Source organism: Microbacterium lacticum, from assembly GCF_006716815.1.
In the GTDB taxonomy this organism is placed as follows: Bacteria; Actinomycetota; Actinomycetes; order Actinomycetales; family Microbacteriaceae; genus Microbacterium; species Microbacterium lacticum.
This window is the reverse complement of record NZ_VFPS01000003.1, coordinates 414,368-426,261: the sequence shown is the minus strand read 5'-3', so window position 1 is coordinate 426,261 and position 11,894 is coordinate 414,368. Positions and strand designations below refer to the sequence as shown.

13 protein-coding genes and 1 pseudogene are annotated in these 11,894 nt (G+C 69.6%); 6 read left to right on the top strand and 8 right to left on the bottom strand.

Annotated features, from left to right (window positions below):
- The first annotated feature begins 68 nt into the window (after positions 1–68).
- Positions 69–611, top strand: coding sequence for a ribonuclease H family protein (locus FHX68_RS10790; protein WP_141380328.1), 543 nt, complete (start codon positions 69–71; stop codon positions 609–611).
- Positions 612–632: 21 nt separating this feature from the next.
- Here the strand turns inward: FHX68_RS10790 and FHX68_RS10785 are convergent, their stop codons facing one another.
- The 6 genes and pseudogenes from FHX68_RS10785 to rlmN form a co-directional block, all read right to left on the bottom strand.
- The gene (locus FHX68_RS10785; RefSeq protein ID WP_141380327.1) at positions 633–989 is read right to left on the bottom strand and encodes a VOC family protein; all 357 of its coding nucleotides are present in this window, start codon (positions 987–989) and stop codon (positions 633–635) included.
- Positions 990–1,202: 213 nt separating this feature from the next.
- Complete coding sequence (locus tag FHX68_RS10780) at positions 1,203–1,688, bottom strand: NUDIX hydrolase (protein WP_141380326.1); 486 nt, start codon at positions 1,686–1,688, stop codon at positions 1,203–1,205.
- Between the two features lie 13 nt (positions 1,689–1,701).
- Positions 1,702–2,715: an aldo/keto reductase family protein gene (locus tag FHX68_RS10775; protein WP_141380325.1), complete on the bottom strand. Its 1,014-nt coding sequence runs from the start codon at positions 2,713–2,715 to the stop codon at positions 1,702–1,704.
- 66 nt (positions 2,716–2,781) lie between these two features.
- Positions 2,782–3,336, bottom strand: a pseudogene (locus FHX68_RS10770) (oleate hydratase); the annotation flags it as partial.
- 153 nt (positions 3,337–3,489) lie between these two features.
- The gene (gene cofE, locus FHX68_RS10765) at positions 3,490–4,290 is read right to left on the bottom strand and encodes a coenzyme F420-0:L-glutamate ligase (RefSeq protein ID WP_141380324.1); all 801 of its coding nucleotides are present in this window, start codon (positions 4,288–4,290) and stop codon (positions 3,490–3,492) included.
- A 77-nt stretch (positions 4,291–4,367) separates the two neighbouring features.
- Positions 4,368–5,612: a dual-specificity RNA methyltransferase RlmN gene (rlmN, locus tag FHX68_RS10760; RefSeq protein WP_141380323.1), complete on the bottom strand. Its 1,245-nt coding sequence runs from the start codon at positions 5,610–5,612 to the stop codon at positions 4,368–4,370.
- Positions 5,613–5,746: 134 nt separating this feature from the next.
- Here rlmN and FHX68_RS10755 point away from each other — a divergent pair, with 134 nt between their 5' ends.
- The 5 genes from FHX68_RS10755 (at position 5,747) to FHX68_RS10735 (ending at position 9,897) form a co-directional block, all read left to right on the top strand.
- Positions 5,747–6,418, top strand: a complete 672-nt coding sequence (locus FHX68_RS10755; protein WP_229661533.1) for a BglG family transcription antiterminator — start codon at positions 5,747–5,749, stop codon at positions 6,416–6,418.
- 184 nt (positions 6,419–6,602) lie between these two features.
- On the top strand, positions 6,603–7,034 hold the full coding sequence (locus tag FHX68_RS10750; protein WP_141381664.1) for a hypothetical protein: 432 nt from the start codon (positions 6,603–6,605) through the stop codon (positions 7,032–7,034).
- A complete protein-coding gene (locus FHX68_RS10745; RefSeq protein WP_141920125.1) occupies positions 7,031–8,056 on the top strand; it encodes a DDE-type integrase/transposase/recombinase in 1,026 nt (341 codons plus the stop codon). Before FHX68_RS10750 ends, FHX68_RS10745 begins: the two co-directional genes overlap by 4 nt.
- A 69-nt stretch (positions 8,057–8,125) precedes the next feature.
- Entirely contained in the window at positions 8,126–9,019 is an 894-nt protein-coding gene (locus tag FHX68_RS10740; RefSeq protein WP_141380902.1) for a PTS transporter subunit EIIB, read from the top strand.
- Positions 9,007–9,897 (top strand): Cof-type HAD-IIB family hydrolase, encoded by an 891-nt coding sequence (locus FHX68_RS10735; RefSeq protein WP_141380901.1) that lies wholly within the window; start codon positions 9,007–9,009, stop codon positions 9,895–9,897. Before FHX68_RS10740 ends, FHX68_RS10735 begins: the two co-directional genes overlap by 13 nt.
- A gap of 192 nt (positions 9,898–10,089) precedes the next feature.
- On the opposite strand, the gene FHX68_RS10730 is transcribed toward FHX68_RS10735, so the two are convergent.
- Both FHX68_RS10730 and FHX68_RS10725 read right to left on the bottom strand, forming a co-directional pair.
- A complete protein-coding gene (locus tag FHX68_RS10730) occupies positions 10,090–10,926 on the bottom strand; it encodes an SDR family oxidoreductase (RefSeq protein WP_141380900.1) in 837 nt (278 codons plus the stop codon).
- A complete protein-coding gene (locus FHX68_RS10725; RefSeq protein ID WP_141380906.1) occupies positions 10,923–11,765 on the bottom strand; it encodes an enoyl-CoA hydratase/isomerase family protein in 843 nt (280 codons plus the stop codon). The genes FHX68_RS10730 and FHX68_RS10725 overlap by 4 nt, the downstream gene beginning before the upstream one ends.
- Positions 11,766–11,894: the final 129 nt, after the last annotated feature.

Here is an 11,894-nt window from a genome sequence, read left to right as displayed (position 1 = left end):
GCCCGGACGGCCGGGCGCGGCCGGCGGCGGCGTGCGACTCGCTCCAGCCGATCGACTACCGTCGAGGGGTGACTTCCGCCGCCCCCTCCGACACCTACACCGTGGCCACCGACGGCGCCTGCAAGGGCAACCCGGGGCCGACCGGATGGGCCTGGGTCGGCGAGGACGGACAGTGGGCCGCCGGCGCGATCCCCGTCGGCACGAACAACATCGGCGAGCTGATGGGGCTGCTCAAGGCCATCGAGGATCACGCCGACGTCGCGCAGCTCGTCGTGCAGGCGGATTCGAAGTACGCGATCGACACCTACACGTCGTGGATGGACGCGCACCGCCGGCGCGGATGGAAGACCTCGACCGGCGCACCGACGAAGAACCGCGACCTCCTCGAGCAGCTGATCGTCGCGCGCGACGCGCGCCGCGAGCGCGGACTGCCCGATGTGGTGCTCCAGCACGTGCGCGGGCACCGCGGGCACGTGCTCAACGAGTGGGCCGACGAGCGCGCGGTGCGCGGTGCGGAGCACGCGGCGAAGGGCACCGCGTCGGCCTGGTCGAGCCTCGGCGGTCTGCAGCCGGTCCTCGATGTGACGAGCGCGCCCACGAAGAAGCGCTGACCGGGCGGCGTCCGGCCGGGCTCAGACCGAGCCCTCGAACAGTCCGATGTGGTTGCCGTCGGGGTCGACGATGACCGCCCACCAGCTCGCATCGGTGATCGGCGCCTTCGCCATCGCGACGGTCGCTCCGGCGGCCTCGGCCTTCGCGACAGTGTCGTCGATCGAGTCGACCTCGACGTAGGAGCGCGGCTGGGTGAAGCCGTCGCCGCGCGGCGCGAGACCGCCGCCCGAGATGCCGTTCGGGGCCGACCACATCGGGTAGCCCTCGAAGCCTTCGATCTCCGCGATCTTCCAACCGAACAGGCCCGAGTAGAACTCGCTCGCCTTCGCCAGGTCGGACACAGGGATGTCGATGTGGGTGATGTCGCCGTGCGCCATGATGGCTCCCTCCGCCGACCACAGTCTCCGCCCGGCCGCGCGGGCTGGCAAGGGGTGCCGACGGGCGCGGTCTCGGCCAGCGTCGGCGGGGAGCCGTGTTCACAACGTCGGAGATTCGGCCCGTATCCCCCCTGCACCGGTTCGGACGGGCTCCTGTGCCCAAATCTCCGACGTTATGAACAGCCGCCGCTTCCGCCGACGACGCCGCCCGCGCTACCCGGCCGCGGCGAGCAGCTCGGCGAGGCGGTCGAGCGCGGGGCGCTGACCGGCGACCAGCCGCGGCCGCGCGGCGTCGAGGGTCATCCACTCGACGCGGTCGACCTCCGGGAACGACCTCGTGCGTCCCGACCGGGGCGGCCACTCCATCTCGAACTCGCCGAAGACGAGCGGCGGGTCGGATGCCGCGAAGGCCGCCCCGTCGCAGACGAAGACCGTCACTCGTTTGCCCGACGAGTACGTGAAGGTGCCGAGCTCGGCGTAGTCGCCGTCCGGCGCCGGGACCCCCAGTTCCTCATGGAACTCCCGCTTCGCGGCATCCAACGCCGACTCGGCATCCGGGTCGTATTCCCCTTTCGGAATGGACCACGCGCCGTCGTCCTTGGCGGCCCAGAACGGTCCGCCCAGATGTGCGACGAGCGCCGACACCTCGCCGTCCGGGGCGACCCGGTACAGCAGGATGCCGGCGCTCGTCACCGCCACGGCGGCCGCCCGTTCAGGCCACGCGGCTCGCGGGCGAGACGGAGTAGGTCTCTTCGCCGTCGATGACGGCGACCGGGCGAAGCGCGTCGTTGACGGCCGCGTACGCGTCGTCGGAGAGCGTGATGTCGGATGCCTTGACGGTGTCCTCCAGCTGCTCGGGGCGCGACGCGCCGACCAGGGCGGCGGAGATGTTCGGGTTGTGCAGCACCCAGGCGAGCGAGAGCTGCGGCACGGTGATACCCGCCTCGTCGGCGATGGGCTTCAGCTTCTGCACGGCCTCGAGCACCTCGTCGCGCAGGAACCGCTTGATGAAGTTCGCGCCGCTCTTCTCGTCGGTCGCGCGCGATCCCTCGGGAACGGGCTGACCGGGCAGGTACTTGCCGGTGAGCACGCCCTGGGCGAGCGGCGACCAGACGATCTGCGAGATGCCGAGCTCCTCCGAGGTCGGGATCACGCGGTCTTCGATGACGCGCCACAGCGCCGAATACTGCGGCTGGTTCGACACCAGCTGGAACCCGAGCTGCTGAGCGAGGGCGTGGCCGTCGCGCAGCTGCTCCGCCGTCCATTCCGAGACGCCGATGTACAGCGCCTTGCCCTGCCGCACGATGTCGGCGAACGCCTGCATCGTCTCTTCGAGCGGCGTCTCGTAGTCGTAGCGGTGGGCCTGGAACAGGTCGACGTAGTCGACCTCGAGGCGGCGGAGCGACCCGTGGATGCCGTCGAAGATGTGCTTGCGCGAGAGCCCGGTGTCGTTCGGGCCCTTCTTGCCGATCGGCCAGTAGACCTTCGTGAAGATCTCGAGGTTCTCGCGCTGCTGACCCTTCAGGGCCTTCGCGAGCACGACCTCCGCCGCGGTGTTGGCGTAGGCGTCGGCGGTGTCGAACGAGGTGATCCCGAGGTCGAGGGCCTTGTGCACCGTCGCGATCGCCGCGTCGTCACCGACCTGCGATGCGTGGGTCACCCAGTTGCCGTAGGTGATCTCCGAGATCTTGAAGCCGCTGTTGCCGAGGTACCGATAGTTGACCATTCCCCCACGCTACTCACGAGAGGGATGCCAGGGGGCCACCCGCGGCATCCCTCCCGCGACGTCGTCTCAGGCGATGGCGTCGTCGTGACGCGGGCGCGCCTTCGTGTCGCCGTGCTCCGGCAAGAGCCCGAAGTCTGTGGCGAGCTGCCCCATCTGGGTGTTGTCGAGCTTGTCGAGGAGCTTGCCCTTGATGAAGTTGGGCCCGGGGATGTGCACGGCGTCGCCGTCGGCGATCCGGGTGGTCGCCTTCATGAGGTAGCGGACGTCGTAGGTGGAGTTGAACACCTCCGGCACGCCCCGCTCGATGTCGAGCAGCTGGTAGGTCGCCTCCATGGCGGTGCGCACCGAGTACTCCGTCGTGAAGATGCAGTCGCGGGTGGTCTCGGCGAACTGCCCGATGAACGCAGAGTTGACGCTGCCGGCGGGCGCGACCTGGGGCCGGTCGCCGGCCTGACGGGGCATGAAGAACGAGGTGACGTACGGCATCATGACGGGCACGCTCTTCGCGCCGGTCGCGGCGAGCTCGGGGATCTCGTCGACGGGGACACCCAGGTGATACAGCCATTCCTGCGTGATCTCCTCACCGGTGCAGTCCTGCATCGGTTTCTTGACGAAGTCGCCTTCCGATCGGCGTACAGGTCGCGCCCCTTTCCCGACGTGCAGATGAGGCCGTCGCCGTCGCTCCCGCGAAGCGTGCGGCCTTGGGGCCTCCGGCGGCGACGAGCTCACGCGGAGCGAACTGCTCCGCGGAGGCCTTGTAGCCGAGCCGCAGGCTCATCCGTCGCCCTCGTCATCCGGGCCGGATGCCTCGGCGGTGCCTTCGTCGTATCCGTCGGCGTAGCCACGCGCATAGGCCTCGTCGGTGCCGAGGCGGAAGAGGTCGTCCTCCGCCGCGCGGGCGATCGAGCGCGCGCCGGGCAGGTCGAGCCCGCCGACGACCGCCTCCGCCCCGCGGACGATCGCCACCGGCAGCCGACGTGTCTTGCCCTTGACGAGGTCGGCGGCCGCGGCCAGCTCATCGGCGAGGCAGGGGCGGGTGACGCGCAGGGGGCGGCCAGCGGCATCCGTCTGTCCGGCGAGCTCATCGAAGACCTGGATGCCCGCGGCCCCGATCGCGACGTCGGTCTGGCCGTCGCGCCACGGGCGGCCGAGGGTGTCGCTCAGGATCACGCCGACCTGTTGCCCGGTCGCCGCACGCAGCGCGGCGGCGAGGGCGCGCGCGGAGGCATCCGGGTCCAGCGACAGGAGCAGGACGGTGCCGGGGGCGGTGTTCGAGGCGTCGATGCCGGCGGCGGCGCCCACGATGCCGAGCCGGTTCTCGACGATGCGGGTCAGGCTGCCGCCGCGATCACGCGCCGCCACGACCCGCACGGTCTCTTCCGCGAACGCCGCCTCGCGCTCGATCTGCGGGCGCACGCGGCCTTCTGCCTTCGACACGATCTTCGAGGTCACGATGACGATGTCGCCCGATTCGAGCGACGTCCCTTCCCGCGCGCACGCCTCGAGGACGAGGGCTGCGAGATCGTCGCCCGCGTTCACCTCGGTAATACCGCTGGGAGCCCAGATCGAGAGCATGCTCGCACTCTTTCATACATGGCCCCGTGCGCGTCGCCCCGGGTGCCCCGGGTCGCTCCGGGGTGCTCTGCCGGCCGTCAGTCGAGGACCGGCACCGTCGCCGCGACGTCGCGGTCTTCCTCGGTCGCGACGAGCTGGCCGCACGCGCCGTCGATCTCCTTGCCGCGGGTGTCGCGGAGGGTCGTCGGGATCCCGGCCTCGTTGAGGCGGCGCACGAACTCGTTCTGCACCGCGGGCTCCGACGCGGTCCACACCGAACCGGGCGTCGGGTTCAGCGGGATCGGGTTGACGTGCACCCAGCCGCGACCGCGCTCGTTGAGCTTGGATGCCAGCAGGTCGGCCCGCCACGCGTGGTCGTTCATGTCCTTGATGAGCGCGTACTCGATCGACACGCGCCGACCGGTCTTGTCGAAGTAGCCGCGGGCGGCGTCGAGGGCCTCGTCGACCTTCCAGCGCGAGTTGATCGGAATCATCTCGTCGCGGAGATGATCGTCGGGGGCGTGCAGCGACAGGGCGAAGGTGACGGGGATGTCCTCGGCGGCGAGCTTGTTGATCGCCGGTACGAGTCCGACCGTCGACACCGTGATGCCGCGCGCGCTCATGCCGAGGCCGTGCTTCTTGTCGACCATGGTGCGGACGGCCTGCATGACGCGGTTGTAGTTGGCGAGCGGCTCGCCCATCCCCATGAAGACGATGTTGGTGACGCGCTCATCGTCGTGGCCGACGCGGCGCGGGTCGCCGAGGCCGCCTTCGGCGATCAGCCGGTTGGCGCGCACGACCTGCTCGACGATCTCGGCGGCGGACATGTTGCGGGTGAGGCCCGCCTGTCCCGTCGCGCAGAACGGGCAGTTCATGCCGCATCCGGCCTGGCTCGACACGCACAGCGTGATGCGTCCGGGATAGCGCATGAGCACGGACTCGACGAGGGCGCCGTCGTGCAGCTTCCAGAGGAACTTGATCGTGTCGCCGCGGTCGGTCTCGAGCCGGCGCACCTCGGTGAGCAGGTTCGGCAGCATCTCGTGCACGAGCTCTTCACGACCGTATGCCGGGAGGTCGGTCATCTGCGCGGGGTCGGACGTGTAGTGCTGGAAGTAGTGCTTCTCGAGCTGGCCGGCGCGGAAGGCGGGCAGGCCGAGCGATTTCACCTTCTCGACGCGCTGCTCGGGCGTCATGTCGGCGAGGTGGGCGGGCGGCATGCCCTTCTTGGGCGCTGCGAACTGCAGGAGGGGCTTGCCCTCGGCATCCACCTTCTGCGTCCACCCCTCGGTCCGGGGTCGCACCTGGCGAGGCGTCGTGGTGCGGACGGGGGTGGAATCGCTCATGCCTCCAGGGTACCGGCGGCGCCTGGGGGAACGCCGGTGCACCACGTGCGCGGTGCCGTGAGGCACGGCACCGCCTTAGACTCATCCTCGACGAGGGCGAAGCCGGCGAGCGCGAGCTGCGGCTGCTCGGCGACGTGCCCTACCCGGTGATCGAGGCGGTGAGCCGCGCGACCGACAGCGCCGAGCGCTCGCTCGGGCGCGCCCTCGGGCGAGGGTTCGCGATCGCCGTGATCGACCACCTCCAGTTCGTGCTCGAACGGCTCGAGAAGGGGGTCCGGATCCCCTCGACGTCGGTGCCCGAGCTGCGCGTGCTGTATCCCGACGAGTACGCCGCGGCGACCGAGATGACCGCCTCGATCGCCGATTCGCTCGACGTGGCGCTGCCTCCCGAGGAGTCGGTCTTCCTCACGATGCACCTGCTCAACGCGACCCGCGACGAGCCGAACGGCACGGCCGCGCTGCTCTTCCGCCGCGTGCAGCACGTCGTGACCACCGTCGAGAACGGACTCGGCGTCCGCCTCGACGTGGAGAGCCCCGACTACGCCCGCTTCGTGCTGCACGTGCAGTTCCTGCTGCAGCGGCTCGTCTCGCGCACCATGCTCACGAGCGGCGACACCTCGTTCTTCGAATTCGCGAAGCACTCCTACCCCGCCTCGTTCGAGATCGCGAACGAGGTGAAGGCCTACGTCAAGGCCGCGACGGGGTCGGCGCTCACCGACGAAGAGGTGCTGTATCTCATCGTGCACATCGAGCGCCTCAAGACGCAGCTGAGGTCTGGACACACCGACGGCGCTGTGTTCGAGTGATGCCTGCAGACCACCGCGTCTGCCGAAGTCTCTGGATTGTTACCGCGCGAGCGGGCAAAACCTGAACTCACATCCTGCATTTCCGGGATGAACGAGTTCAGGTCTTTTTTTGCCCGAAACCGGGCGGACCCTCTTCGCCAAGCTGGTCGTGAGTCATTCATGATCAGTGAGGGAGTTGGCGGGTATGTCGATCAGTCCGGGGTTCTCGACGGAGCAGATCCGTGAGTTCGTGCATCGGTACGAGATCCAGCCGTATGGACAAAAGGCGTTCTGGCTTGAGGAGCAGGGAGTCTCGTATGACCGGCTCCGGCGGTGGCGGTCGGCGGTGTTCGACGGTGATCTCGACCGTGGACTGATCCCGCGAGAAGGTGGAGTGGTGACCCCACCAGAGAAGCGCACCGGCATCGAGCGGCAACGCGCCCGTGAACGCGCCGCGCAGGAGGCGGAGGTCGCCCGGCTGACAGCCCGCGTGCGTGAACTCGAGCAGACTATCGAGACCCTGGGAAAAGCTATCGGGCTCTTGCATCAGATGAGCGAGCAAGAGCCCGCCGTGAACCAGCCGACGAACGATCCATCCGATTCCTCGACGCCGAGAACGACCTCGTCGGACAGTTGACAGCGGCCGTTGGGTCGCAGCGTCGCGCACTCGAGATCGCCGGCGTCGCGAGGTCGACATGGCACTACCGGACGCGTCCTCGGGAGCGCGTCGCGGATCCCGTCCCGCAGAAGGAGCGGGCATACCCGTCACGCATCAGCGAGACCGACCGCGCCGTCATCGCCGGCAGGATCACGGCGGGCTGGGCCGAAGGGCACGCGGTCGATCACTCGTTCGCGTCCGCGTGGGATGACGGGGTGATGCTCGCCTCACGCCGCTCGTGGTGGCGCATCGCGGCCGAGATCGAGGATCAGTCCGCCCGCCCCGTCGCCCCAACCCGGCGCAGCAACAGCGACCGGCCACCACGAGAAGCGCCTGTGCTGGAAGCGACCGGTCCGGGACAGGTCTGGAGCTGGGACATCACCGACCTGCGCACCCCGTGGCGCGGCGTCGCGTTCAAGGCGTACTCGATCATCGATATCTTCTCCCGCAAGCTCGTCGGCTGCCGCGTCGAGGAACGCGAAGTCGACGACCTCGCCGTCGAGATGTTCGAGGACGCGTTCGGTCGGCATGGGATACCCGACGCCGTCCACGCTGACTCCGGCCCTGCGATGCGCTCCGGAGCGCTCAAGGACTTCCTCAGTGAGCTCGGCGTCACGCAGACACACAACCGGCCCCGGGTGAGCAACGACAACCCGTTCTCCGAATCGGAGTTCCGGACAATGAAGTACCGGCCGAACTACCCCGGCACCTTCGCGACCATCGAACAGGCGCGCGCCTACGTCGAGTGGTACGTCCCCTGGTACAACCAGAACCACAAGCACTCCGGCATCGCCCTGTTCAGCCCGAACGAGGTCCACGACGGCACCTGGCACCACGCCTGGAACCGACGCGACGCGACCCAGCAGGCGTACTACGACAAGCATCCCGAGCGATTCCGTCGACCGCCCCACACGCCCGCACCCGCCGACATCGTCGGCATCAACCTCCCCAAGCCGACCGACGATGCCAAAGCCGAGCCCGAGCGACTCCACGCAGCTTGACACAGCCCGGAAGCCCGCGCTTCGCACACGCGAGGCCGCACCGATGCGGCGAAAGGAGGGCGAAATCCCATGGCGGATTACGCGAAGACCGCGGCCGGCGTCCTCGCCGGCGTCGGCGGCGAGGAGAACGTGCAGTCGCTCGTGCACTGCGCCACGCGCCTGCGCTTCACCCTCAAAGATGAGAGCAAGGCCGACACCGCGGCGGTCAAGTCGACGCCCGGCGTCGTCACCGTCGCCCAGGCCGGCGGCCAGTACCAGGTCGTGATCGGCAACGACGTGCCCGAGGTGTACGCCGCGATCGGCGGCATCTCGAAGCTCGGCGGGCCGGGCGAGGCGGCGCAGGATGCGCCGAAGGGCAACCTCTTCAACCGCTTCATCGGCATGATCTCGGCGAGCTTCACCCGCGTGCTCTGGCCCCTTGCCAGGACCGGTCTGCTGAAGGCGTTCGTCGCCGCCGCCGTCGCCTTCGGCTGGCTCGACGCGGCGACCCCGACGTACGCCGTGCTCAACGCGCTGTCCGACGGGTTCATCAACTTCCTGCCGATGGCCCTCGCGATCACCGCGGCGCGCTACTTCGAGGCCAACGAGTGGACCTCGCTGGCGATCGCCGCGGCCATGATGTACCCGGCGCTCACACCGCTCATCGGCGCCGAAGGCCTCACCTTCATCGGCATCCCGTTCGTGATGGTCAACTACGTCTCGAGCGTCATCCCGATCATCATCATCGTCTGGCTGCAGTCGTACGCGGAGAAGTTCCTCTACGCCAAGCTGCACAGCTCGGTGCGACGCTTCCTCACCCCGATCAGGTCACGACCTCGATCGACGACGACGACATCTGGAACGCGTTCGAGCGCAACCGCCTCATCTGAGGTCGTTGCCGGCAGTGTTTCCGGATCTGGATGCGGGGCAGACGCTCCGCGCCCAGACTCCGTTCACCGGCATGCGACAGGATGGACGCCGTGACCTCTCCGGATTCCTCCCCGCGCATCGTGTTCATCGACGTCGACGGGACGATCCTCGAGCACGGCTCCGTGATCGCGCCGTCGACGGTCACCGCGATCCGCGCGGCGCGCCGTGGCGGGGCGATCGTCTACCTCTGCACGGGGCGGTCGGCCGGTGACATCCACCCGGCCGTCCGCGAGATCGGCTTCGATGGCGTGGTCAGCAACGGCGGCGCGTTCGCCGTGCGGATCGATGCCGACGGCACCGAGGAGCAGCTGGTCTCCCACCTCATGCCGCGCGCGGCGACGGAGCGGATGATCGGGTATTTCGAAGACCACGGCATCCACTACTTCCTGCAGACCGACGACGGGGTCCACGCGTCGGAGGGCGTCGGTGCGGCGGCCGACGAGTTCTTCCGGCAGCGTCGCGAGCGGCACACCGAAGACCTGCGCGCTCTCGGCCTCGACGATGACGATGCGCCGCTGCCGGCGATCAGCTATCGCCCTCTCGGCGAGGTCGACCTCGACCAGGTGGTGAAGGCGACGTTCATCAGCGCCGACTCCGACACGCTCGCCCACGCGCAGCGCGAGCTCGGCGACACGTTCCACGTCATCCCTGGCTCGATCCCGATGCCCGGCGGCTCGAACGGCGAGATCGCGCTGCTCGGCGTCAACAAGGGGTCGGCGATCCTCGAGGTGCTGGAGATCCTCGGGATCGACGCGAGCGACGCCGTCGGCATCGGCGACAGCTGGAACGACGTCGAGATGTTCGAGGTCGTCGGCACGGCCGTGGCGATGGGCGGGGCCGACCCCGACCTGCAGGCCAAGGCCGACTTCGTCACCTCGGGCGTGCTCGACGACGGCGTGCACCGCGCGCTCGTCCGCGTCGGCCTCGTCTGACCCGCGCGCTCGCGCCCCGCGCCGCGCCGCGATCCCCGAGAAACCACATCCCGCCCGAGAAACCACGGCCCACGTGGTTTCTCACGTACCAGATGGTTTCTCACGCGCGAGCGTGGCTTCTCACCGGTGGATGCCGGGGCGCAGGCAGACCGGTGACGCGGATCGGCGGCGACGAGGCCCGAGGGCTGGGCGTCAGAGGAAGATGTCGGGGAACAGCTCCGAGTCGGGGGTGCCGGGGACGGCGGCGTAGCCGGAGAAGTCGGTGACACCGGCATCCCTCAGCACCTCTTCGACGATGAGCGTCTGACCGGTGTACTCGCGCGAGGGCTTCAGCAGCACCTCGTAGGCCGCATCGGCGTAGACCTCGGGCGTGCGGCTGACCTTCATCATGCGGTCGCCGCCGAGCGCGAACTGCACCGCCGCCGTCGCGATCGTCGTCTCGGGCCAGAGCGTGTTGGCGGCGATCCCGTCGTCGGCGAACTCGGCCGCGAACCCGAGCGTCGCCATCGTCATGCCGTACTTCGCGAGCGTGTACCCGGTGTGGGCGCCGAGCCAGCGCGGCGTGATGTTCAGGGGCGGCGACAGCGACAGGATGTGCGGGTTCGGGGCATCCTTCAGGATCGGCACGGCCGCGCGCGACAGCATGAACGTGCCGCGCACGTTGACGTCCTGCATGAGGTCGTACTTCCTCGCGGCGAGGTCGAGCGACCCCGACAGGTCGATCACCGACGCGTTGTTGATGACGATGTCGATGCCGCCGAACTCACCCTGCGTCGTCAGCACGGCCTCGGTGATGTCGTCGTCGTTGCGCACATCACCGACGATCGGCAGCGCGCGGCCGCCCGCCGCCTCGATCTGCTCCGCCGCGGAGTGCACCGTGCCCTCGAGCTTCGGGTGCGGGGTGTCGGTCTTCGCCATGAGCGCGATGTTCGCGCCGTCGCGCGCGGCACGCAGCGCGATCGCGAGCCCGATGCCGCGGCTGCCGCCCGACATCAGGATGGTCTTGCCGGCGAGGGTCTGAGCGGTCATCGGGACTCCTTCGTGCTGGTCGTGCTGGTCGCGCTGGCGGCACCGGCCGCGCTGGTCGCGCCGGCAGCGCCGGTGGCGCTCTTGCGGGATGCCGCGGCGAACCCGGCGACGCGCGTCTGCGCGGCATCGGTGTCGAACGCGGCGCCGATCGTCTGCGCCTCGTCAGCAAGGTTGCCGTGGAACGCTCGCCGCGCACCCGCGCGGACGAGGCGCTTGGCCTGCCCGAACGCCGCGGTGGCATTGTCGAGCCAGAACGTCGCGATCTCGGCGGCGCGCGCGCCCGGGTCATCCGCGACCTCGGTCACGAGGCCCCAGTCGAGCGCCGTGGCGGCGTCGATCGTCTCGTCCTGCAGCAGCAGCCGCAGCGCGCGGGTCTGGCCGATCGCGGCGGGCAGGAGCGTCGAGACCCCGAGGTCGGGCGTGAGGCCGATGTTCGCGTAGCGGCTGACGAACTTCGCGCGCGGGCTCGCGACGACGTAGTCGGCCGTGAGCATGAGCCCGAGGCCCCCGCCCGCGACCGCGCCCTGCACGGCGGCGACGATCGGTTTGTCCGATTCGACGAACGCGCGGATGCCGTCGTGGATGACCCCGGCCATGGCACTGACGTCGGAGCCGGCCGACCCCGACGTCGACATCTCGATCACGTCGCCGCCGGCGCAGAACGCGGGGCCGCTCGCGTCGATCAGCACGGCGCCGACCTCGGGGTCGGCGGTGATCTCGCGGGCGAGGTCGCGCCAGCGCTGCCCCATCTCGAACCCCATCGCGTTGAGCGACGCCGGACGGTTGAAGGTGAGGTGGGCGAGCGCGCCCTCGCGGGCGTGCAGCATCGAGTCGGTCATGGGCGGGTCTCCTTGCCGGACGGGGCGGGCGATGTCGGCGGTGTCGGCGGTGTCGGCGGGCACTTTCTCAGGAGCGATCAGGTCTGGGTGGCGATGCCTCCGCGGAAATCCGCGGCCCGCCGCCCGCGC

What these genes read in the sequence shown, in the direction of transcription:
- FHX68_RS10775 (WP_141380325.1), bottom strand. Translation starts at nt 2,715, where the DNA reads ATGGTCAACTATCGGTACCTCGGCAACAGCGGCTTCAAGATCTCGGAG.
- cofE (WP_141380324.1), bottom strand. Translation starts at nt 4,290, where the DNA reads ATGCTCTCGATCTGGGCTCCCAGCGGTATTACCGAGGTGAACGCGGGC.
- rlmN (WP_141380323.1), bottom strand. Translation starts at nt 5,612, where the DNA reads ATGAGCGATTCCACCCCCGTCCGCACCACGACGCCTCGCCAGGTGCGA.
- FHX68_RS10730 (WP_141380900.1), bottom strand. Translation starts at nt 10,926, where the DNA reads ATGACCGCTCAGACCCTCGCCGGCAAGACCATCCTGATGTCGGGCGGC.
- FHX68_RS10725 (WP_141380906.1), bottom strand. Translation starts at nt 11,765, where the DNA reads ATGACCGACTCGATGCTGCACGCCCGCGAGGGCGCGCTCGCCCACCTC.
- FHX68_RS10750 (WP_141381664.1), top strand. Translation starts at nt 6,603, where the DNA reads ATGTCGATCAGTCCGGGGTTCTCGACGGAGCAGATCCGTGAGTTCGTG.
- FHX68_RS10740 (WP_141380902.1), top strand. Translation starts at nt 8,126, where the DNA reads ATGGCGGATTACGCGAAGACCGCGGCCGGCGTCCTCGCCGGCGTCGGC.
- FHX68_RS10785 (WP_141380327.1), bottom strand. Translation starts at nt 989, where the DNA reads ATGGCGCACGGCGACATCACCCACATCGACATCCCTGTGTCCGACCTG.
- FHX68_RS10735 (WP_141380901.1), top strand. Translation starts at nt 9,007, where the DNA reads ATGGACGCCGTGACCTCTCCGGATTCCTCCCCGCGCATCGTGTTCATC.